Annotated in this window: 21 protein-coding genes and 1 pseudogene; 7 read left to right on the top strand and 15 right to left on the bottom strand. The window is 58.8% G+C overall.

The features are described 5' to 3' along the window. Positions 1-3: 3 nt before the first annotated feature. The gene (gene folM, locus HWW83_RS08190) at positions 4-726 is read right to left on the bottom strand and encodes a dihydromonapterin reductase (protein ID WP_033643212.1); all 723 of its coding nucleotides are present in this window, start codon (positions 724-726) and stop codon (positions 4-6) included. A 183-nt stretch (positions 727-909) separates the two neighbouring features. Between folM and HWW83_RS08185 the strand changes: the two genes are divergently transcribed. Beyond that, on the top strand, positions 910-1,320 hold the full coding sequence (locus HWW83_RS08185; protein WP_033643211.1) for a hypothetical protein: 411 nt from the start codon (positions 910-912) through the stop codon (positions 1,318-1,320). A gap of 99 nt (positions 1,321-1,419) precedes the next feature. On the opposite strand, the gene HWW83_RS08180 is transcribed toward HWW83_RS08185, so the two are convergent. The 3 genes from HWW83_RS08180 to HWW83_RS08170 all read right to left on the bottom strand — a co-directional run bounded on the left by HWW83_RS08180 (position 1,420) and on the right by HWW83_RS08170 (position 3,945). Beyond that, complete coding sequence (locus HWW83_RS08180) at positions 1,420-1,815, bottom strand: pyridoxamine 5'-phosphate oxidase family protein (protein ID WP_033643210.1); 396 nt, start codon at positions 1,813-1,815, stop codon at positions 1,420-1,422. A gap of 31 nt (positions 1,816-1,846) precedes the next feature. Further along, positions 1,847-2,332 (bottom strand): DUF2753 family protein, encoded by a 486-nt coding sequence (locus tag HWW83_RS08175; RefSeq protein WP_164119845.1) that lies wholly within the window; start codon positions 2,330-2,332, stop codon positions 1,847-1,849. Positions 2,333-2,553: 221 nt separating this feature from the next. Further along, complete coding sequence (locus HWW83_RS08170; RefSeq protein WP_176589197.1) at positions 2,554-3,945, bottom strand: amino acid permease; 1,392 nt, start codon at positions 3,943-3,945, stop codon at positions 2,554-2,556. 57 nt (positions 3,946-4,002) lie between these two features. On the opposite strand from HWW83_RS08170, the gene HWW83_RS08165 reads away from it, so the two are divergent. Beyond that, complete coding sequence (locus HWW83_RS08165; RefSeq protein WP_127897184.1) at positions 4,003-4,197, top strand: hypothetical protein; 195 nt, start codon at positions 4,003-4,005, stop codon at positions 4,195-4,197. Here the strand turns inward: HWW83_RS08165 and ydgH are convergent. Beyond that, the gene (ydgH, locus tag HWW83_RS08160; RefSeq protein ID WP_025302966.1) at positions 4,190-5,140 is read right to left on the bottom strand and encodes a DUF1471 family protein YdgH; all 951 of its coding nucleotides are present in this window, start codon (positions 5,138-5,140) and stop codon (positions 4,190-4,192) included. The genes HWW83_RS08165 and ydgH overlap by 8 nt on opposite strands. A gap of 537 nt (positions 5,141-5,677) precedes the next feature. Here ydgH and pntA point away from each other — a divergent pair. Together pntA and pntB are read left to right on the top strand one after the other, a co-directional pair. Continuing rightward, positions 5,678-7,207 (top strand): Re/Si-specific NAD(P)(+) transhydrogenase subunit alpha, encoded by a 1,530-nt coding sequence (gene pntA / locus HWW83_RS08155; RefSeq protein ID WP_033643207.1) that lies wholly within the window; start codon positions 5,678-5,680, stop codon positions 7,205-7,207. 10 nt (positions 7,208-7,217) lie between these two features. Further along, a complete protein-coding gene (pntB, locus tag HWW83_RS08150; protein ID WP_025159771.1) occupies positions 7,218-8,612 on the top strand; it encodes a Re/Si-specific NAD(P)(+) transhydrogenase subunit beta in 1,395 nt (464 codons plus the stop codon). Positions 8,613-8,673: 61 nt separating this feature from the next. Here the strand turns inward: pntB and uspE are convergent, their stop codons facing one another. The 7 genes and pseudogenes from uspE to HWW83_RS25855 all read right to left on the bottom strand — a co-directional run. After that, a complete protein-coding gene (uspE, locus tag HWW83_RS08145) occupies positions 8,674-9,636 on the bottom strand; it encodes a universal stress protein UspE (protein ID WP_004938281.1) in 963 nt (320 codons plus the stop codon). A gap of 126 nt (positions 9,637-9,762) precedes the next feature. Next, entirely contained in the window at positions 9,763-10,527 is a 765-nt protein-coding gene (gene fnr / locus HWW83_RS08140; RefSeq protein ID WP_004938278.1) for a fumarate/nitrate reduction transcriptional regulator Fnr, read from the bottom strand. Positions 10,528-10,807: 280 nt separating this feature from the next. Continuing rightward, complete coding sequence (gene ogt / locus HWW83_RS08135) at positions 10,808-11,332, bottom strand: methylated-DNA--[protein]-cysteine S-methyltransferase (RefSeq protein ID WP_004938274.1); 525 nt, start codon at positions 11,330-11,332, stop codon at positions 10,808-10,810. Between the two features lie 219 nt (positions 11,333-11,551). Next, positions 11,552-11,863, bottom strand: coding sequence for a YmdA family protein (locus tag HWW83_RS08130; RefSeq protein WP_033643206.1), 312 nt, complete (start codon positions 11,861-11,863; stop codon positions 11,552-11,554). 306 nt (positions 11,864-12,169) lie between these two features. Continuing rightward, positions 12,170-13,024, bottom strand: coding sequence for a tagatose bisphosphate family class II aldolase (locus HWW83_RS08125; protein WP_033650298.1), 855 nt, complete (start codon positions 13,022-13,024; stop codon positions 12,170-12,172). Positions 13,025-13,033: 9 nt separating this feature from the next. Further along, complete coding sequence (locus HWW83_RS08120) at positions 13,034-14,200, bottom strand: SIS domain-containing protein (RefSeq protein WP_176589196.1); 1,167 nt, start codon at positions 14,198-14,200, stop codon at positions 13,034-13,036. 26 nt (positions 14,201-14,226) lie between these two features. Continuing rightward, positions 14,227-14,378, bottom strand: a pseudogene (locus HWW83_RS25855) (transcriptional repressor AgaR); the annotation flags it as partial. Between the two features lie 798 nt (positions 14,379-15,176). On the opposite strand from HWW83_RS25855, the gene olsF reads away from it, so the two are divergent. The 3 genes from olsF to HWW83_RS08100 all read left to right on the top strand — a co-directional run bounded on the left by olsF (position 15,177) and on the right by HWW83_RS08100 (position 18,572). Beyond that, positions 15,177-16,898: a bifunctional ornithine lipid synthase OlsF gene (olsF, locus tag HWW83_RS08110; protein WP_033643203.1), complete on the top strand. Its 1,722-nt coding sequence runs from the start codon at positions 15,177-15,179 to the stop codon at positions 16,896-16,898. Positions 16,899-16,999: 101 nt separating this feature from the next. Further along, a complete protein-coding gene (locus HWW83_RS08105) occupies positions 17,000-17,782 on the top strand; it encodes an N-formylglutamate amidohydrolase (RefSeq protein ID WP_033643202.1) in 783 nt (260 codons plus the stop codon). Positions 17,783-17,858: 76 nt separating this feature from the next. After that, positions 17,859-18,572 carry a flagellar brake protein gene (locus HWW83_RS08100; protein WP_033643201.1) on the top strand — a complete coding sequence of 238 codons (714 nt, stop codon included), beginning with the start codon at positions 17,859-17,861 and terminating at the stop codon, positions 18,570-18,572. 43 nt (positions 18,573-18,615) lie between these two features. Here HWW83_RS08100 and HWW83_RS08095 read toward each other — a convergent pair whose 3' ends face one another. Genes HWW83_RS08095 through HWW83_RS08085 form a run of 3 tightly spaced genes read right to left on the bottom strand, consistent with a single transcriptional unit; the run spans position 18,616 to position 20,429 of the window. Beyond that, the gene (locus HWW83_RS08095; protein WP_049210152.1) at positions 18,616-19,458 is read right to left on the bottom strand and encodes a PfkB family carbohydrate kinase; all 843 of its coding nucleotides are present in this window, start codon (positions 19,456-19,458) and stop codon (positions 18,616-18,618) included. A 3-nt stretch (positions 19,459-19,461) separates the two neighbouring features. Next, positions 19,462-20,178 carry a glutamine amidotransferase gene (locus HWW83_RS08090; protein WP_176589195.1) on the bottom strand — a complete coding sequence of 239 codons (717 nt, stop codon included), beginning with the start codon at positions 20,176-20,178 and terminating at the stop codon, positions 19,462-19,464. Continuing rightward, a complete protein-coding gene (locus tag HWW83_RS08085) occupies positions 20,175-20,429 on the bottom strand; it encodes a hypothetical protein (protein ID WP_033643198.1) in 255 nt (84 codons plus the stop codon). The genes HWW83_RS08090 and HWW83_RS08085 overlap by 4 nt, the downstream gene beginning before the upstream one ends. Positions 20,430-20,459 lie beyond the last annotated feature (30 nt).

Below are 20,459 nucleotides of genomic sequence, written 5' to 3'. Positions count from 1 at the left end.
GCGTCAGCGCAGCGGCCGCCCGCCGTCGACGCCGTGGGTGCGGCCGGTGACGTAGCGGCTCTCCAGCAGGTAGTTCACCAGATTGACCACTTCGCTCTCGCCCGGCGCGACCTTCATCAGCGACTTCGCCAGCGCCTGCCGACGATAAGCTTCGTCGTCGCCCGGATTGAAGATGATCAGCGCCGGCGCGATGGCGTTGACTTTGACTTCGGGCGCCAATTTGCGGGCGAACGACCGGGTCATGTTGTCCAGCGCGGCTTTGCTGGCGGCGTAGGCGATATGCTTGTCGCTGCCTTTTTCCACCACATAGTCGGTCAGATGGATAATGTCGGCGCCGGCCTGGCCCTGGCCGGTCAGGCAGGACTCGAGCAGTTGATTGAGCAAATAGGGCGTGTAGACGTGAATTTGCAGCATCGCCGCCATGACCTGTTCCGGCGGCACCTCCGGTGACTCCGCCTGCCAGGCGCTGGCGTTGTGGATCACCGCGCGCAGCTTGGGCGCGGCCTGCCGCACCTGATCGGCGAAACGATAAATGCCTTCATGGGTGGAAAAATCGCCCTGAATGCAGCAGGCGCCCAAGGCTTTCAACTCGGCCATCGCCGGATATTCGCTGCGGTAGGCGATGATGACCGGAACGCCGCGCTGGAGAAACGCTCTGGCGAGCGCCAGCCCTATGCGCCGTGCGCCGCCGGTAATCAGCACCGGGGCGGAGTTGTGGTGTTCCATTGATTAAAGCTCCTGGACAGACTGGCAAACAATAGGGGAATTATGCCATCATACGGCGGAAAGTCGTTAAAGCTTCGCATGATTATCCATTTCTGGATATAAGATCCCCAATGCATTTCAGGTTGCCCCCGGCGGCGGCTTGAAAGACCACGGGTTAACACTGGCCATGAGAGGAATGAGGGGATGAACAGCAATCACCTTGCATCCATCGCGCGCAGTGAGAAAATCTGTTTCGACTATATGGATTTTCTGTCCGCATCGTGCAGGAAGCACTGGCGCTTTGTTGATGCTATTTATGGTGTGATGCCGATCTTCGGCATGGTGTTGAAATCGCGCGTGACCACCTCGCAAACGCGCAAAGAGCAGTTAAAAGAGTTGGCGCTGCAGGTGGTGTCGACGCAGGTCAGCGATGAAACCAACATCGTGCGCCTGATTGACCTGGCGCAGCAGCAGGGCCTGGCGGTGTTTGATATTCAGTTGCCTTATGCGCTGGAGGCTCAACAACTGGCGGCCATTCAGAAAGAGTGTGCGGAAGGCATTGCGATTACTCTGGTGGGTGAACGCATGACCGTCGCGATCCCTCCCAAAAGCTGACCGGGCATCAACCCGGCCGCCCGTTCATGGTTAGGCAATTGACTCGTCGCGATGGCCTAACCATGAACGTGATGTCTCACGCCGCATGACGGCCGGCGTCTAGAGCTGGGTCCCGGCATTCGGGCCGGAGCGCAGGGTATAAATACTGTCTATATGAATTAACACCGCGTACTTCGGCGGCTTCATTCCGTTTTTTTCCGCAAACGTCAACGCATCGTCAAACGGCTTGCCCGCCAGAAACAGTTCGGGCGTGCCAACGAAGCGGTAACCGTCCAGCGCCTCGCGATCGATGACCACAACGGCCATTTTCGAGCCGGCCTTGATGTTTTTCAGCGTTTGGCCACCGGTATTTTCGTTGTAAATCAGCGTACGGTCATCATAGAGGCGCAAAGAGCGCTTGGGGCCTATATCGGGAACGCCGTTCGGGCTGCTGGTCGCCTGCACAGGCAGCTGTTTAGCCAGCATCTTCTTCATCTCGTCATTCAATTCATTCATTACAGATGACCCTCAGATTGGTGTGTCACTTTTAATGCAAGGTAGCGGAAGCGTTGGCCGCCGGCGCGCAGACGCTGGTTTCCGGCAACCGGTGTTCGCGCAGCAAGTGCAGGGTTTCAATCCTGAAGCGCAGCAGGTGCCGTTCGGCGATCTGCTGCATCTGTTCGCACAGCGACGTATCGTCCAACAGTTGCTCGATAGCGACTCGGGCCTGATGAACATGCAGCTCGACGCCGCGCAGAGGCTTCTGCCGCAGGCGCAGATGGGTAATGTTGTTGAACGTGACGATCAGCGCGGCAAGGGCAGACTCGAAAATATTCAGCGCTTCAAATCTGGCGGTATAGTCCGCATTTAGCCAGGGTTTCTCGGCGAGGATCGCCTGAGCGACTTCCAGCGCCTGTTGATAGTGCGTCATTGCCAGGCGATCGCGTTGCTGATTGAACGCCGTGTTGCCTTCGGCGATCAGCGCTTCCCAGGCGGCAAACAGGGGGAGTGCGTGCAGCAGTTTTTCAGCCATGAAATGCCTTCCATTTTCAGCCTGTCTTAACAAGACCTCCTGATGTTTGCCATCGGGGGCCTCACCTGTGTCCTGCCGGTGATGCTATAAATGATAATGATAATTAATTGCATTTAAGATCGCAAGCGTGGCAATTGGCGGATCAACAGCGGGGGGAGAGGTAAAAAAGAGGAAAGCGGGGTAACGAAATGCGGCTGACGGGCAGCCGCATTGGCAGGCGATTAGTGCAACATAAACCAGCCGGCAGGCAGCGTGGCCACCAGCAGCAAGAAGATACTGCCTTTTTCCAGGCGATTCAGCAGATTGATATCCTGATGGCCGCGGCGGGCGTACATGAACACCAACAGGCCCGGTGCATACAGCAGCACCGACATCAGCAAGTGCATCAGCCCGGAAGCGTACAGCAGCCATAAACCATAGACGCAGGCGCCGGTGGCGGCGAAGATCAGGCGCTTGTCGCGGCGACGGTAAGCCACCTTGAACAGAAATGCGCCGACCAGGAAGTAAGGCACCAGGATCATTTCCGACGCGATGGTCAACAGCGAGTTGTAGTTGCTGCCGGTCAACCAGATCAGCACCAACGCCAGCTGCACCGCGATGTTGGTCAGCCACAGCGAAGACGATGGGGCGTGATGGCGGTTCTGTTTGCCGAACACGCGTGGAAATGCGCCGTGCTGTGCGGCCAGCAGGGGGACTTCCGCCGCCATGATGGTCCAGCTGAGGTAGGCGCCGCACACGGAAATGATAAGACCGGCGGCGATGATCACGTCTCCCCACGGGCCAATCAGTTCCACCATCAGCACTGCCATCGACGGGTTGCGCATGTCGGCCAGTTCGCTGCGCGGCACCACGCCCAGCGACAGCAAGGTGACCATCAGATACACCGCCAGCGCCGACAGTACCGCCAACATGGTCGCGCGGCCCACGTCCTTCTTATTGCGCGCGCGCGCGGAAACCACCACGGCGCCTTCCACGCCGATAAACACCCACAGGGTGATCAGCATGGTGTCCTTGACCTGTTCCCATACCGGCTTGCCGAGGGCGATCCCCTGGAAGTCCAGCGTGAACACGTCCATTTTAAAGGCGATCGCCGCCAGAACGGCGAACATCCCCAGCGGCAGCAGCTTGGCGAGAGTGGCCGCAAGATTGATGCTGGCGGCGGTTTGCACGCCGCGCAGCACCAGCGCGTGCACGATCCACAGCAGGGCGGATTCGGCGATCAGCGCCTGCCAGGTATTGCCGTCACCGAGAATAACGTTGCCGCCGCGATCGGTGAAAATGCTCAATGCCGCGAACACGATCACCAGATACGAGACGTTGGCGATTACGGCGCACAGCCAGTAACCCCAGGCAGAGCAGAAGCCCATCAGCTCGCCGAATCCCTCTTTGGCGTAGGTGAAGATGCCGCCGTCCAGATCCGGGCGCAGACGCGTAAGCAACAGCATGGCAAACGCCAAAAACAGAATGCCGACGCCGGTGATCCCCCAACCCAGCAGCAGCGCGGCGGGGCTGGCGACCTGCGCCATGTTTTGCGGCAGACTGAACACGCCGGCGCCCAGCATCGAGCTGAGCACCAAAGCGGTTAGCGCGGTAAGACCGAGTTTTTTTTCCAATGACGGATCCTGAACGCAGAATAAACAACTGGAAGGGAACTGCTTGGCGGCAACAATGTGTTAACAACCATTGCGCTAATAGACAATAGCCCTAAAAATTGGCGCAAATTCTACGGAGGGATGATTAGAGATGCAATGATTGAATATGCGGAATTTACAAAAAACTATTCAACGAGCGGCGAAAAGAGCGGCAATAAAAACGGGCAGCTCAAGGGCTGCCCGATGGTAAACCGAAAAGCGGGTTTTATTTGAACAGATCGGCGCTGACGGTCAGGTTGCCGCCGCTCTTGTTCTGCCACTGGCGAGTGACGTGGTAGTACTTGGCGCCTTTCTCGGCCGCGCGTTTCGCCACTTCGGTGGACACGTCGGTCATGCTGTTGAAGTGGCCGGTGAAGGTGACGGAATCGAATGGCACCATCTGCGCGGCGGTCACGTTGTTCACTTCCTGAATCTTGGTGCCGTTAGGCAGCGTGACGGTATAGCGTTGGCCGGTAGAGGACTGGGTTTCGAAGAAACGGCCCACTTCGCGGCTTGGTGAACCGGAAGACGCGACGCCAGGAATTTCGACTTTCGCGGCTGCGGCGCCGCCGGCGGCCAGCGCGGCCCGGCCGGCGTCAGAATCGGCCGGTATGGCGTCCGGGCTCTGCACGCGGCGTTTCGGCGCATCGGCCTTATAGATGTAGGCGGTGACGAACTGGTTGCCGCCGGAGTTGGCGTCAACCTGGCGCACGATGAAGAATGAGGCGGCGCCTTTTTTCTGCGCTTCTTTGGAGATGGCGTCGTTAATGTCCGGCTGGCTGCGGTAGAAACCGCTGACGCTCACGGTATCGTAAGGCTCCAGCAGGTAGGCTTCCTCTTTAGGCAGTTCATTCACGCCGTTAAATACGCGGTATTTTGGTGTTTTGCTCACTTCTGGCGCATCTTTATGATAAAGGTCTGCGGTGACGCGCCAGTTGCCGCCGTTGTTGCTGTTGTTGCTGTCCTGGATATAGAAGGAATCGGCACCCAGTTTGTCTGCACGGCGGGATACGGCGTCGACGGCTTCATTGATCGCATTGAAGCGGCCGGTAATCGTGATGCGATCAAACGGCTTCAGCGCCGCTGCTTTCTCAGGAGTTAACTCTTGCGCCGCATGAGCGGACAGCGCGGTGAGTGATAACAAGGCTGACGCGATGATCGTGGTCTTCAGCTTCATAAAAAATCCTTTCGCCTAGCGCATTAACGTTTATAACGTACTGAACTGTTTAAGTGTAATTCAGCCGTCGATTATTACATGTAATTCTGAAAACTGTCTCAGCATTTTATGTTATCCCGTGCGACAAATCCTTGACGGTGACGCGGGTCGCACGGATGGCGCCGCCGCCATAAGTTTCCATAATAAAGGCTTTGGTGTCATTAGTGTTAATTATTCACAAAATGATAACTTTTATGCTTATCCGCCCCGCATGGCGATAAATCGTTACGCCGGGCGCAAACCTCTAACCATGCAGAATGTGCTGTTCTGTATGCATTTTTTCACTGTAAATTGCGATTTGTCATATCGCGCCCGGCGTTTTTATGTAAAAACAGGGCTGAATGCGTAAGCAATTATGGATCATCGACCTTATTTTCAGTAGGTTATAGTTGGCGTCTGAAATCAGTGCGGGCAAGTTGACGCCTCGCTCTCCGATGGCGCCGTTCTATGGGCAGGAAAATAATAAACATCATCCAAGACAGGTGAGAAGGGAACATTATGCGTATTGGTGTACCAAGAGAGCGGTTGGCCAATGAAGCCCGGGTCGCAGCCACGCCGAAAACGGTGGAACAACTGCTGAAGCTGGGTTTTACCGTCGCGATTGAACGCGGGGCGGGCAAACTGGCCAGTTTTGACGACGTCGCCTACGAAGCCGCCGGCGCGGCGCTGGTCGACGAAAACGACGTGTGGCAGTCGGATCTGATCCTGAAAGTCAACGCGCCGCAAGACGACGAGATCGCCTTGATGCGCGAAGGCAGCACGCTGGTCAGCTTTATCTGGCCGGCGCAAAACCCCGAGCTGATGGCCAAGCTGGCGGCGCGCAACGTCACCGCGCTGGCGATGGACTCGGTGCCGCGCATCTCGCGCGCCCAGTCGATGGATGCGCTGAGCTCGATGGCCAACATCGCCGGCTACCGCGCCATCGTCGAGGCGGCGCATGAGTTCGGCCGCTTCTTCACCGGCCAGATCACCGCCGCCGGCAAAGTGCCGCCGGCCAAGGTGATGATCATCGGCGCCGGCGTGGCCGGCCTGGCGGCGATCGGCGCTGCGGGCAGCCTCGGCGCCATCGTGCGCGCCTTCGACACCCGCCCGGAAGTGAAAGAGCAGGTGCAGAGCATGGGCGCGGAATTCCTCGAGCTGGATTTTGAAGAGGAAGCGGGCAGCGGCGACGGTTACGCCAAAGTGATGTCCGAAGCCTTTATCAAGGCAGAGATGGCGCTGTTCGCCGCACAGGCGGCGGAGGTTGACATCATCGTCACCACCGCGCTGATCCCGGGTAAACCGGCGCCGAAGCTGATCACCAAAGAGATGGTGGCGTCGATGAAGCCGGGCAGCGTGATCGTCGATCTGGCGGCGCAAACTGGCGGCAACTGCGAACTGACCGTGGCCGACACCATTACCGTGACCGACAACGGCGTGAAAATCATCGGCTATACCGATCTGCCGAGCCGCTTGCCGACACAATCTTCGCAGCTGTACGGCACCAACCTGGTCAACCTGCTGAAGCTGCTGTCGAAAGAGAAGAACGGCGAGATCGATATCGATTTCGACGATACGGTGATCCGCGGCGTTACCGTGGTGCGCAGCGGTGAAATCACCTGGCCGGCGCCGCCGATCCAGGTTTCCGCCCAGCCGAAAGCGGCGCCCGCCGCCGCACCGGTCGCCAAACCTGAAGCCAAGCCGACCTCGCCGTGGCTGAAGTACGGCCTGATGGCTCTGGCGATCCTGCTGTTCGGCTGGCTGGCGGACGCAGCCCCGAAAGAGTTCCTGTCGCACTTTACCGTGTTCGCGCTGGCCTGCGTGGTCGGGTACTACGTGGTCTGGAACGTCAGCCATGCGCTGCATACCCCGTTGATGTCGGTCACCAACGCGATCTCAGGGATTATCGTGGTCGGTGCGCTGCTGCAAATTGGCCACGGCGGCTGGGTGAGTTTCCTCTCCTTTATCGCCGTGCTGATCGCCAGCATCAATATTTTCGGTGGGTTCACCGTCACTCAGCGCATGCTGAAGATGTTCCGCAAGAACTAAGGGGTAACAAATGTCTGGAGGATTGGTTACAGCTGCATACATTGTTGCCGCTATTTTGTTTATTTTCAGCCTGGCGGGCCTGTCGCGTCATGAAACGTCGAAGCAGGGCAACCTGTTCGGCGTCGCCGGCATGGCGATAGCGCTGATCGCGACCATTCTGGGGCCGGATTCCGGCAACGTCGGCTGGATCATCATCGCCATGATCATCGGCGGCTCGATCGGCGTCTATCTGGCGAAGAAGGTCGAGATGACCGAAATGCCGGAGCTGGTGGCGGTGCTGCACAGCTTCGTTGGCCTGGCCGCGGTGCTGGTCGGTTTCAACAGCTATCTGGATCACGGTGCGCCGATGGAACCGGTGATGGCGAATATCCATCTGACCGAAGTGTTCCTCGGCATCTTTATCGGTGCGGTGACCTTCACCGGGTCGATCGTCGCCTTCGGCAAACTGCGCGGCATCATTTCTTCCAAGCCGTTGATGCTGCCGAATCGCCACAAGCTGAACCTGGCGGCGCTGGTGATCTCGTTCCTGCTGCTGGTGGCGTTCGTGCGCACCGACAGCGTGGGCTGGCAGGTGGTGACGCTGCTGCTGATGACGGCGATCGCGCTGGCGTTCGGCTGGCATCTGGTCGCCTCGATCGGCGGCGCCGACATGCCGGTGGTGGTGTCGATGCTCAACTCCTACTCGGGGTGGGCGGCGGCCGCGGCGGGCTTCATGCTGAGCAACGATCTGCTGATCGTCACCGGCGCGCTGGTGGGCTCTTCGGGGGCGATCCTGTCTTACATCATGTGCAAGGCGATGAACCGCTCGTTTATCAGCGTGATCGCCGGCGGTTTCGGCAGCGACGGTTCATCCACCGGCGATGCCGAAGAGATGGGCGAATACCGTGAAACCACGGCGGAAGAGGTGGCCGAGCAGTTGAAAAACTCCACCTCGGTGATCATCACCCCGGGCTACGGCATGGCGGTGGCGCAGGCGCAGTATCCGGTGGCGGAAATCACCGAAAAACTGCGGGCGCGCGGCGTGAAGGTGCGCTTCGGCATTCACCCGGTCGCGGGGCGCTTGCCGGGCCACATGAACGTGCTGCTGGCAGAGGCGAAGGTGCCGTACGACGTGGTGCTGGAGATGGATGAAATCAACGACGATTTCCCGGATACCGACACCGTGCTGGTGATCGGCGCCAACGATACGGTGAACCCGGCGGCGCTGGAAGATCCGCGCAGCCCGATCGCCGGCATGCCGGTATTGGAAGTGTGGAAAGCGCAGAACGTGATCGCGTTCAAACGGTCGATGAACACCGGCTACGCCGGCGTGCAGAACCCGCTGTTCTTCAAGGAGAACACCCAAATGCTGTTTGGCGACGCCAAAGACAGCGTGGAAGCGATTTTGCGGGCGTTGCAGAAGTAAAATTGGGCAACCAAAGAAAAACGGGCCGCTTTTCAGCGGCCCGTTTCTTTATGCGCGAAGCTTAATCTTCGTCGTCGTGTTCATCGTCTTCATCCGCCTCGATCGGGCAGTTGAAGTTTTCCGGTTTAATCACCAGCAGGTCGCATTTCAGATGATCGATCACATGTTCCGCCGTGTTGCCGATAAAGGCGGCTGAAATGCCGGTGCGGCCCAGGGTGCCCAGCACCACCACGCCGGCCTGCAGGTGTTCGGCCAAATCGGGGATCACCTCTTCCGGCAGGCCTTTTTCCACGTGGGTGAACTCTTCCTTAATGCAGAATTTTTGCCGCAGCGCCTTCATGGCGATCAGATGCTGGCCGCGAATGGCGTCGTTGTAGACGCTCGGGTCGAAGTCGGGCAATTCGATGGCGATGTTGATCGGGGTAACGGGATAGGCGCCGACCAGGTGAACCTCGGTCTGGTTGACGTTTTGCGCCAGTTCGACGGTTTCTTGCACCAGTTTGATATTGAGCGGGTCGTGATAGGGTTCTTCGCTGGCCAGATTGACCGCCACCAGCGCCTTGCCGCCTTCCGGCCAGGGCTGGTCTTTCACCATCCACACCGGGCAAGGGCATTTGCGCAGCAGGTGCCAGTCGGTGGGGGTAAAGATCACCGACTCCAACCGGTCGTGTTGGTGCGCCATTTTCAGCAGCAGGTCATGTTGGCCGGAAAGCACTTCCTGAATGATGGCTTCGAAGGGGCGGTTATGCCAGACCACTTTGATTTCGATCGGCACGCCGTCGTTGAGATAGAAGCGGCACTGCTCGTTGATCCAGGCGGCGCGTTGGCTGATCACACCTTGCCGCATCGCCGTTCTTTCATCCGGGGAGAGCAGGGTCGTCATTTCGTAAGAGAAGTCATAGATGGGCAGGAAGGCCTTGATGCGCCCGCCGTTCCGTTTTACCAGGTACACGGCGCGGCGCAATGCCGGCTGATCGTCCTGATTGGGGTCAATAGCCACCAGAAGATTCTGATACTTCGCCATAGGGCCTCCTTACAGCTGAAATCAACAGTCTGTTAATTTACAGAGTAACCCAACATTGAAAAACAGAACAACAACAGAAGCGTGCCGGATCAACAATTTCGGGGAAATGGTGATCCGGCAGGAGAATCAGGCGTTGACGGTCACGTTGATACGCGGCGTACCGGCCAGCACCGACAGGGCGTCGGCGTTTTCGATGGTGATGTATTTGCCTTTCACGCTGAGGATTTCGCTTTTCTGGAAGCGGCCCAGCAGCCGGCTGATGGTTTCCACCGTCAGGCCGAGATAGTTGCCGATATCGCCGCGGGTCATGGTCAAACGGAACTCGCGCGGAGAGAAACCGCGCTCCGCAAAGCGGCGCGACAGGTTGTAAACGAACGCCGCCAGGCGCTCTTCGGCGTTTTTCTTCGACAACAGCAGGATCATGTCCTGGTCGCCTTTGATCTCGCCGCTCATCAACCGCATGATCTGCTGACGCAGGTTTGGCATTTTGCCGGACAGATCGTCGAGGGTCTCGAACGGAATTTCGCACACCATCGAGGTTTCCAGCGCCTGGGCGAAGCTTGGGTGCTTCAGGCCACCGATGGCGTCAAAGCCCACCAGGTCACCCGCCAGGTGGAAGCCGGTGATCTGCTCGTCGCCTTGCTCGGTGATGGTGTAGCTCTTGATGGTCCCGGAACGGATCGCGTACAGCGATTTCAGCTCGTCGCCGGCCTTGAACAGGGTCTGGCCTTTCTGAATAGGCTTTTTCCTCTCGATAATGTTGTCGAGCTGATCCAGCTCGTGGGCATTAAGGGTGAAAGGAATGCACAGCTGGCTGATGCTGCAGTCCTGGCAATGGATCGCACAACCACCAGACTGGATACGACGAATCACGCGTTTTTCCGGGATCATAGATTACGCTCATTCAATAATTGATATGAGTCAATTTTAACATCTTTTGCCGCAGCTGATAAGGGTAGCATTAGTCTGAATAGGGGCATTGTGTGCGAATTTTACGCACACATGCCGCCGATTATTCTGTAGGGGACTGAAGTTATGAGTATTATTTGTGACTTATGCGTTTTATTCACACAAGTTATTCATAGGGCCCAGCGGCCTGCGAGCGTGGCGTTGAGCAATGGGCTTTATTAAGCGTCGCCAAACAATGGCGCCGGATAATCGCCTGGCGCGGCTACAGCAGGCTTTTAGGCAGGTAGCCTTCGTGCTGCAGCAGCCATTGTTTGCGCTGTACGCCACCGGCATAGCCGGTCAGTGCGCCTTGCGAACCGATCACTCGGTGGCAGGGCACGACGATGCTGATCGGATTTGAACCGTTGGCCATGCCGACCGCGCGCGAGGCGGTCGGACGGCCGATGCGTTGCGCGAGCTGGCCGTAGGTCAGGATCTCGCCGCAGGGGATTTGGCGCAGTTGTTGCCAGACGGTGCGTTGGAACTCGGTGCCGGCGGTCATCACCGGCAACCGATCGATAATGCTCAGTTCACCGGCGAAATAGCGCTGCATGGCGTCGGTCAGTCCGCTGGGATCGCGCTGTTCGCGCAGGGTGAACCGATCGGCGCGGTAGTGGGTATTCAGCAGCTTCATCAGGCGCGCTTCGTGATCGGTCCAGTCAATCGCCCGCAGGCGCCCCTGTTCATCGGCAATCAGCACCAGTTCTCCCACCGGCGTGGCGGTACGATCAATCAAAAAAGTCTGCATCTGGATCACTCCTCGGTTTGGTAGGGCGATTATCGCATGAAACGCAAGGGAGCGATGGCGGATTTCGGACATGCTGATGGGCGACCGCAGGGTCGCCCGAATAGCCGGCTTACGGTAAGTCGGGGAGTTATTGTGTGATAAATTTATAAAATAAATTTATAAGTCATCAAGTCAAGTTGTGTCTTGTTTATTATTTCAGCAGGCAGTAACGCTTTGTGGTTACTTATAGCTGATGGTCACGCGTTTTAAATGGGGATCGTTATTCACCATCTCACTGCTGACGGCAGAAACTAATTCTTTTGGCATCGCTTTTAACGAAGAGGATATATACCCGTTCTGATATTCCGTCACTTTACCGAAGCAGCTGGAGATAAGCTTTTCATCCTGATGTTTGACGGTGCATGCAGGCGTGGTAATGGCGCCGGTGAAGCGGACGACGCCAGAGGCGACCTGGCTGCCGGAAAGCGGTTTTGCTTGCAGAGCGAAGGGCAGAATGACCAATGCGCTTAATACGGCTAAGTAATGGTTCATACGCTGTTCCTTTCAGAGTAAAAACACTGCCAATTAAAAAACAAGCGCGCTTGTTTTCATCAAATAAGCTATTTCGCTTGGCGAAATAAAAACGAATGGGCAAAAATCCTACTGCCTGCATTCAATGGATTTGATAATAGAGAGGTAGGATGAGTAAAACCATGATTTGGATCATAGTGAAGACCGGTTAATGGTTTCAGGCGCGGGCGGGATAACAGGCTGTGATCGTTCTCTCAGGAAAGCGGAAAATGGCGGGATGTTTTCGCCCCCGTGGTGCAGCCACTGAAACCGGGGGCGGGCGTGGGATTACAGCATGCCGCTGCTGCCGCAGATGCGGATCTTTTCCGCCACCACTTCTTTCATCGCCAGCTTGCCGGGGACGATGTATTTGCGCGGATCGTTGGCATCCGGGTGCTGTGAAAAGTAGCTTTTCACCGCATCGGCGAAGGCGATTTTCAATTCGGTGGCGACGTTGACCTTGCAAACGCCGAGCGAGATCGCGCGCTTGACCATCGCTTCCGGAATGCCGGAGGCGCCATGCAGCACCAACGGCACGTCCACCTGTTCGCGGATCAGCGCCAGGCGTTCGAAGTCCAGCTTCGGTTCGCCGTGATACAGGCCGTGGGCGGAACCGATCGCCACCGCCAGCGAATCGATGCCGGTGGCGGCGACAAACTCGCGTGCCGCCACCGGGTCGGTATAGAAGCTGTCCGCCGTATCGACGATCAGATCGTCCTCTTGCCCGCCCAGGCGGCCCAGCTCCGCCTCCACGCTGGCGCCGTAGCGATGGCACAGGGCCACTGCGGCGGCCACCTTGGCGATATTCTGCTCGAACGGCAAATGGGAGCCGTCGATCATGACCGAGCGGATGCCGCTTTTCACCTTGTGCTCGATGTCATCGAGCTCTTCGTGATGATCCAGATGCAGCGCCAGCGGCAGATCGTAGCGGTGCGCGGCCGCCTGACAGATACCGATCAGGTAGTCGGTGCCGGCATAGCTGAAGGTGCCGGGCGTGCCGGCCATGATCACCGGCGAGCGCAGCTCGGCGGCGGTCTCCGCCACCACCTGCACGGTTTCCAGATTGTGAACGTTAAACGCCGGAACGGCGTAACCCTGGCGCTGCGCCTTGAGCAGCATGTCTCGGTTGGCTATCAGATACATGGGATCTCCTTACAGCTCGGGGGAAGGAAAACGGTAAATCGTCACGCCTTTCACCACCCGGTTAACCTCGCCGGTCGGGCAAGGGTTGTCTGGGGTCAGCCCCAGCGCCAGCGAACTCTCGAAGGCCAGCATTTGGGTGAACAGCAGATACGGGAACAGCAGCCAGATATCGTCTGCCGCATCGTGCATATGCAGCAGGGTATCGGCGAGGGGTTGGCGCCCGCCGGTCAATCCGACCAGCTGCATCGCCTGCCCATCGCGCTGCAGTTCGTTCCACAGATCGCGGTCATACTGGCGGGCGTAGTCGTCGCGCGAGAACATCAACACCACCAGCGTCTGGCCGTCGACCATGAATTTCGGACCATGACGCAGGCCGAGCGGCGAGTCGTAGCGCGTCACGATGCGCCCGGCGGTCAGCTCCAGCATCTTGAGCGAGGCCTCTTCGGCGAGGCCGGTAAAGCAGCTGCCGCCGAGGGTGATGTAGCGGCGGAAACCGCCGGCGGCCAGCGCCTTCACCTGCGGCGGCAACGTTTCTCGCAGAGCGCGGCAGCGCTGCACCATGGCGTGCAGCGGCGCCTGGGCGGCCTCGAGCGACAGGGGGCCGAGCAGCAGCGCGGCGCTCAGCATCATGCAGCTGAAGCTGGAGGTCATGGCGAAGCTTTGATCGTTAGAACCTTGCGGCATCACCAGCGAACAGACGTTGTCGCGCCGATGCGCATACTGCGCCAGCTTGCTGTCCGGGTTGCACACCAGCATCAGGTGGTAGCTTTCCGGCAGCAGTTGGTCGGCCAGCTCCACCGTCGCCACGCTCTCCGGGCTGTTGCCCGAGCGGGCGAAGGAGACCAGCAGCGTCGGCCGCTCAGGGTCGAGATACTGCAGCGGGTTGGCGACGATATCGGTGGTGCCGTAGGCCACCACGTCGCGGCCGGTGCGTTCGCGCAGCCAGGGGGCCAGGGCGCGGCCGGCGAACGCTGAGCTGCCGGCGCCGCACAGCACGATCTGCAGGCGCGGATTGGCCAGCAGCGGCGCCAGAAACGGCTGCCATTGCGCCTGTTTATCCTGCAGCTGCCGGTGCAGCGCCGCCCACAGATCCGGCTGTTGCCAAATTTCTGCGGCGGTGTGCCAGGCGTTGCGCTGCTTCAGCCAATTCGCCTCGTAAGAGAAATACGCGTTCATGATGACAGCTCCTTAAAAAGCCTCGGTTAACGGTCGGCGATAATCACGTCGATCCCTAAAGGGTGTAGCGCCTGCAGACAGTGTTCCGGAATGCGGCTGTCGGTGACCAGGCGGTGGATCTGGCCGATGTCGCGATCGTGCAAAAACTTGTGCGGCCGAATTTGCTGGCGTCGGCGAGGGTGTGTTTGACGTCGCGATTGATGTGGATGGTGACGCTGGAGACCGAAAGCAGCTGGCTGAGCGGTTCCACGCGCGACGCGCCTTCGCGGCACAGCGGGTCGATAATTAATTCCCGGCGTTTTGCGGTAGTGATCATTAACGCAGACTCCTGATTTACCTGTAGCCGTGCCCGACCGCGGCTTAATAAGCCGCAGCGATACCGACCGGAGCGCTTTCAGTTGTTCGTGGCGAATTACAGCAAACGAAACACTGAAATGCAATCGATTAATTTTAAAATATCTATATCTATCAGTTGGTTATATTTGATTTTGCTTTCGTTTGAGCGCCAACCGAAAGCAGCGTCAACGCAAAGTGAAAACGGCAAATTCGTTATTTTTCAGTCGACAATTCCCGGCATTTAATTATTCAGTCCGTCGAGGCCGAAAGCCGCAGCGATAATTCGGCAGCCGCCGGGCTTTCACTGTTTTTTTATGCCGGCGCGTGTAATAGCGCCGCATTGCAGCGGGTGAGGGTGAACGACAGCGGCCATGCGTTTCCCTCCGGCGATCCGTTCGTGGCCCATCCCGGCGAGGATCTGCAGCCGATAGCGCCTGCGTGAGGCGGTGAACCGCCGCATTGAAGCGTTGCTGGCGCCGATGTGAGGGGAAGTGGGGGCGAAAATGCGTCTTTCGCTCCCAAATCGCCATTACTTTGCTATACCTGATAGTCGATGGATTCATTTTATTGTCATGTGACTGACATGTCAGAGTCATGGCTCTGGCTTAAGTTTGCAGCGACTACGTCAGGAGATAACGCGATGTTCAGCCTGGATTCTCTGTTGCAAGATGCATTTCCACACCGCAATACCCCTGCCTGGCAGCGCAGCCTGCTAAGAACCCTTCTCTTCGAAAAAGAATTCAAACAGTTCGCCGCCGACTATCCCCACCTGAAAGGGCTCGATCTGATCGAGCAGGTGGTGGACTACTTTAACCTCAGCTGCGAGCTGGTGGACGGCGATCTGGAAAACATCCCCAGCCAGGGGCCGGTGGTGCTCGTGGCCAATCACCCGATCGGCTCGCTCGACGGACTGGTGCTGTTGCGCGCCGTCGCGGCGGTGCGTCCGGATGTGAAAGTGGTGGCCAGCCAACTGCTGACTTACATCGAACCGCTGCGCAACCTGTTCGTGCCGGTGGATAACGTCGCTTATAAAACCAGCCGCAAACAGATAGAAGGCATGCAGCAGCAGCTGGACAATCAGGGCGCGCTGATCCTGTTCCCGGCCGGCGAAGTGTCGCGCATGAGCCCGAAAGGCATCCGCGACGGCCACTGGCATACCGGTTTTCTGCGTCTGGCCGCCAAGGCGCGCGCGCCGATCGTGCCGATTCATATCAGCGCGCGCAACAGCAACCTGTTCTACTTTACCTCGCTGGTCTATCGTCCGCTGTCGACGCTGCTGCTGGTGCGTGAAATGTTCCAGCAGCGGGGCGGGCGCATCAGGATCCGCATCGGCGGCCGCGTGCCGTTCGCCAACTGGCACGATGGCCACACCAGCGCCAAGGATCTGGCGGAGCGCTTTCGCCGCCACGTGTATCGCCTGGGCCAGGGCAAACCGGGGCTGTTCGCCAGCGAATCGCCGATCGCGTTGCCGGAAGAGCGTCTGGAGCTGAAAAAGGCGCTGGCGAACTGCGAAAGACTGGGGGTGACACCGGACGGCAAAACCATCTATCTCTATCGCCGTCACGATGAAGCGCGCACGCCGATCCTGCGCGAGCTGGGGCGCCTGCGCGAGATCGCTTTCCGCGCGGTGGGGGAAGGATCCGGCCGCCGCCGCGATCTGGACAGCTACGACGACGATTATTATCACCTGGTGCTGTGGGATGAAGAGGAGCTGGAGATCGTCGGCGCCTATCGTTTTATCCCCACCGCCGAACAAATCGCGCGTAAGGGCCTGGAGAGCATCTACAGCAACAGCCTGTTCCACTATGACCGCGATATGGAACCGATCCTGGCGCAGGGCATCGAACTGGGGCGCAGCTTCATTCAGCCGGCCTATTGGGGCAAGCGCGGGCTGGATTATTTGTGGCTGGGCATCGGCGCCTATCTGTCGAAATACCCGCAGTATCGCTATCTGTTCGGCCCGGTATCCATTTCCGGCGGCATGCCGCTGGCGGCGCGGGATCTGTTGATCGCCTTCTATCGACTCTATTTCTCGCCGGACCACGCCTTCGCGCAGTCGCGTCGTCCTTATCCGGCGTCGTTGCCGCAGGTGCTGGCGCAGTTTGCCGGGGATAACTACCAGGAAGATCTGGTGCGGCTGAAGAGCCTGCTCAGCAACATCGGCTGCTCGATCCCGACGCTGTACAAACAGTACACCGAGCTGTGCGAACCGGGCGGGGTGCAGTTTATCGACTTTGGCACCGATCCGGCCTTCAACAACTGCATCGACGGCCTGGTGCTGGTGGATACCTCGCGGCTCAAGCCGTCGCGTTATCAACGTTATATTGCGGTGCATCAGCCGCAGGAAGCCGAGACGGCATGATCGGCGTCTGACTCATGCCTTTTTGATCTAAGTACGACCTTGGGGCCGGCGACGGGATAGCGCTACGATAAACGTTTTGCTTTCCACCGCCGGAGCCTTTCATGCCTCATTCGTTTATCCCGCCGTTATTGTCCGCCGATGAACCGCCCGCCGCCGCCGTTGAAACCCCGCGCGGCAAAGCGCCATTTTTGCTGCTGTGCGATCACGCCGGCAAGGCGATACCGCAATCCCTCGGGGATCTCGGCTTACCGCCGGGGGAGATCGAGCGCCACATCGGCTGGGATATCGGCGCGCTGGGCGTATCGCGCCATCTGAGCCGCCAACTGGACGCCACGCTGATTCATCAGCGTTACTCACGGTTGGTGATCGACTGCAACCGGGCGCCCGGCATCGCCAGCTCGATCCCGCATTTGTCTGAACTGACGCCCATCCCCGGCAATATCAGCATCGACGCCGAACACGCGCTGGCGCGTGAGCGCGAGGTATTTTTGCCGTATCACCACGCCATCGACGAGCATCTGGGGCAACGCCAACTGCGTGAACTGCCGACGGCGGTGATCGCCATGCACAGCTTCACGCCGGTGTTCAAGGGCCAATCGCGCCCCTGGCAGGTGGGGCTGCTGTTTAACCGCTACCCGGAATTTGCGCTGCTGTTGGCTGAACTGCTGCGTGAAGAGGGGGATCTGCAGGTGGGTATTAACGAACCTTATGCGATGACGGACGCCACCGATTACACGTTGCCGGTGCACGCGGAGCGCCGCGGTTTGCCTTACGTCGGCATCGAAATTCGCCAGGATTTGGTCGCTGACGAACGCGGGCAACAGGCATGGGCGAAACGTTTCGCGCGCCTGCTGCCGCAGGCCTGGCAACGCTGGCAAATTTGACTTTAGGAATATTCCCAGAGATGATAACCGTAAGGAATACGTAAGACGTCATTAGAAAAAAAGTCAGGAGACACGTGTGGAGCACAGCGATAACGGACTGTTTATCAAACGGGAGCGTTTTGAAGTTCTGGCGATTCTGCGAGAAATTTGCAAACAACGCACGCCGCTGCGCGTAGAAAATCAGCAGCACCGGTTTCAAAGTCTGTTATTGAGCGTCGGGCCGGACAATATCGTGTTTAGCGGTGAGGAAGCCTCGAGCGCCATCGACGGCGCTTGCACCATCGTGATTGAAAGCAACGACGCCAAAATCGAGTTTTCCGTCCCCCAGGCGGAGCTGACCGAACATCAGGGCGTACAGGCCTGTTCGACCCGGCTGCCGCAGGAGCTGGTCTATATCCAGCGTCGCCGTCAATTCCGCATCACTACGCCGCACTGGCGCCAATTCTTTTGTACCGGCGAATACCCGGACGGCACGCCGTACGAGCTGCGGATCCACGATCTCTCCGCCGGCGGCGTCGGTTTACGCTTCGACGGCCCGCTGCCGGATTTCTTCCAGCCAGGCTTGCAGTTCAAGAAAGCGGAGCTGGATCTGGGCAGCTACGGCAGCTTCAAGGTCAACATGGAGCTGGTGGTGGTCAACGACGATCAGGAAACCGACGATAACGACCAGGTGGTGCACTTCTCGCGCCTGTCATGCCGCTTTCTTAAGCTCGGATTGGCGATGGAGCGCAAAATTCAGAGCGCGGTGTTCGCCTTCGAGCTGGATTTCAACAAAAAGAAAAAACGCTGATATTTATCAGGGGCGGCACGCTGCCCCTGACTCTCCACAGGCCTTACGGTTTTAACGCCCGCAGGCTGCCGATTTCTTCCCAACCGAAATGCGCCGCTTCGGCCAGTACGCCGCACACTTCATCGCCGGCGGCAACCACTGCCGCGTCGAGCGCAGCGCCCTGCAGCAGATGGCTGACCAGCAACGCGGTGAACAGATCGCCGGTGCCTTTGACCGCCGATTTGACCTTCGGATGAGTAAAGCACTGCGTTTCCTGCCGGGTGACCAGCATCAATCCCACTTCGTCTTCGTGTTGCGCTACGCCCGGTGCGCTGGTGACCAACACCCATTCGGTAGTGTCGTTCAACAGCGCCTGCGCGGCGTGTTGTGTCTGCTCGCGGCTGCTCAGTTGCCGGCCGCACAGCTGCTCCAGTTCGAAACCGTTCGGCGTCAGGCCGTTGGCCAGCCGCAGGAACGGCGAGCGATAGCAGTTGACGATGCGCTCATCCACGTAGATCCCCTCACCGTAATCGCCCATCACCGGATCGATATAGATGTTTATCTGCGGATTGAGCGAGCGCACCCGCTGCAGCCAGTTGGCCAGAATATGGCACTGCATCACGTCGCCCAGGTAGCCGACGATCACCGCCCGTGCGCGCTTCATGACGCCGCGGGCGATCAGGTCGTCGAGAAAACCGCCGAACCAATCGCCGGAGATGACACCGCCGTGCGGTTTGCCGTAATAGGGCGGGCAGCCGAACAGCACGCTGGGCACCTGCAGCGCCTCCAGTCCCTTTTTCAGCAGAGCGCGGTAGGCGATGCCGTTGCCGACGCTGCCGTAGACCACCTGAGATTGAATGCTGATCACGTCGATAGACGGTGACCGCAAAGGTGAAGCCTGTTGCATGAGTTACTTCCTTGGTTCGTTGTTATCCAGCCAGCGCGCGAACACCTGCCGCGCGCGCTGTTCCAGCTGCGCGCCGTGGCGCGCGGCCTGGTCGCGCAGGGTCTGGGGCGCGATGCCGACCAGTTCCAGCTCGCAGGCATGGCCAATCAGCCAGCGTTCGATATCGCGATAATCCGCCTCCAAATGGAACTGCAGGCCGAGCGCGAACCCCTGATAGTCGAAGGCCTGATGCGGGCATACCGCCGTGCCGGCCAGGCAGCGGGCGCCGTCCGGGATCATGAACATATCCCCGTGCCAGTGCAGTACCGGCGTGTCGGCCAGCGGCGCCAGCACCGACTCCTCTTCCGCCGGCGGCGTGGTCAGCGGGGCGAAGCCTATCTCTTTCACGCCGAGCGAAATAACCTCAGCGCCCAGCGCCTGGGCGATCACTTGCGCGCCGAGGCAAACCCCGAGGGTCGGCCGCCGCTGCGCCAGGCGCTGTTTGACCAGCGCGAATTCATGGTCGAGAAAATCATACCGCTGCTCGCCGGAAAAGTGCTGAGCGGCGCTGATCGGCCCGCCGAGCACCACCAACAGATCGGTCTCTTCATTATTGATAGCACGAATATCATCGCGGCCGGCATCGCAATAATCGATCTGATAGCCGCGCAGTGACAGCAGGGAACCGAGGATGCCCAGGTTTTCAAAGTTGACGTGCCGAATGGCGACGGCTTTTTTCATTGTTTAACCTCGCTAGCGTGAGTGAAGGGGATCAGCGCCAGCGACTCGCCCAGCACCGTGATGCCTTGCGCGCCGCTCTGGTAGACGATGCGGCGTTCGCTGACTTGGCTGAGCTGCACCTGATAACCCTGTGCGGCCGGGAACAGCGCGCAGGCCTGCTCCAGCTGATCGGCTGCCCACGGGGTGAACAGCTGCAGGCGGGCAAAGGCTTTTCCTGCATACTGAATGTCGAGCACGTAATGTTTATCCATGGAACCCCTTACTTTTGGCCGCAGAAACTG

The organism is Serratia ureilytica, assembly GCF_013375155.1.
GTDB classification, from domain to species: Bacteria; Pseudomonadota; Gammaproteobacteria; order Enterobacterales; family Enterobacteriaceae; genus Serratia; species Serratia ureilytica.
Note: the sequence above shows the minus strand (reverse complement) of the source record. Positions and strands in the feature narration are given on the sequence as shown.

Bases quoted from the DNA above. Each gene is read 5' to 3' on its own strand.
- HWW83_RS08120 (WP_176589196.1), bottom strand. From the start codon at position 14,200: ATGAACGCGTATTTCTCTTACGAGGCGAATTGGCTGAAGCAGCGCAAC.
- HWW83_RS08105 (WP_033643202.1), top strand. From the start codon at position 17,000: ATGCCTCATTCGTTTATCCCGCCGTTATTGTCCGCCGATGAACCGCCC.
- HWW83_RS08180 (WP_033643210.1), bottom strand. From the start codon at position 1,815: ATGAATGAATTGAATGACGAGATGAAGAAGATGCTGGCTAAACAGCTG.
- HWW83_RS08085 (WP_033643198.1), bottom strand. From the start codon at position 20,429: ATGGATAAACATTACGTGCTCGACATTCAGTATGCAGGAAAAGCCTTT.
- folM (WP_033643212.1), bottom strand. From the start codon at position 726: ATGGAACACCACAACTCCGCCCCGGTGCTGATTACCGGCGGCGCACGG.
- HWW83_RS08125 (WP_033650298.1), bottom strand. From the start codon at position 13,024: ATGTATCTGATAGCCAACCGAGACATGCTGCTCAAGGCGCAGCGCCAG.
- olsF (WP_033643203.1), top strand. From the start codon at position 15,177: ATGTTCAGCCTGGATTCTCTGTTGCAAGATGCATTTCCACACCGCAAT.
- HWW83_RS08090 (WP_176589195.1), bottom strand. From the start codon at position 20,178: ATGAAAAAAGCCGTCGCCATTCGGCACGTCAACTTTGAAAACCTGGGC.
- ydgH (WP_025302966.1), bottom strand. From the start codon at position 5,140: ATGAAGCTGAAGACCACGATCATCGCGTCAGCCTTGTTATCACTCACC.
- fnr (WP_004938278.1), bottom strand. From the start codon at position 10,527: ATGATCCCGGAAAAACGCGTGATTCGTCGTATCCAGTCTGGTGGTTGT.
- pntA (WP_033643207.1), top strand. From the start codon at position 5,678: ATGCGTATTGGTGTACCAAGAGAGCGGTTGGCCAATGAAGCCCGGGTC.
- HWW83_RS08130 (WP_033643206.1), bottom strand. From the start codon at position 11,863: ATGAACCATTACTTAGCCGTATTAAGCGCATTGGTCATTCTGCCCTTC.
- HWW83_RS08095 (WP_049210152.1), bottom strand. From the start codon at position 19,458: ATGCAACAGGCTTCACCTTTGCGGTCACCGTCTATCGACGTGATCAGC.
- pntB (WP_025159771.1), top strand. From the start codon at position 7,218: ATGTCTGGAGGATTGGTTACAGCTGCATACATTGTTGCCGCTATTTTG.
- uspE (WP_004938281.1), bottom strand. From the start codon at position 9,636: ATGGCGAAGTATCAGAATCTTCTGGTGGCTATTGACCCCAATCAGGAC.
- ogt (WP_004938274.1), bottom strand. From the start codon at position 11,332: ATGCAGACTTTTTTGATTGATCGTACCGCCACGCCGGTGGGAGAACTG.
- HWW83_RS08185 (WP_033643211.1), top strand. From the start codon at position 910: ATGAACAGCAATCACCTTGCATCCATCGCGCGCAGTGAGAAAATCTGT.
- HWW83_RS08175 (WP_164119845.1), bottom strand. From the start codon at position 2,332: ATGGCTGAAAAACTGCTGCACGCACTCCCCCTGTTTGCCGCCTGGGAA.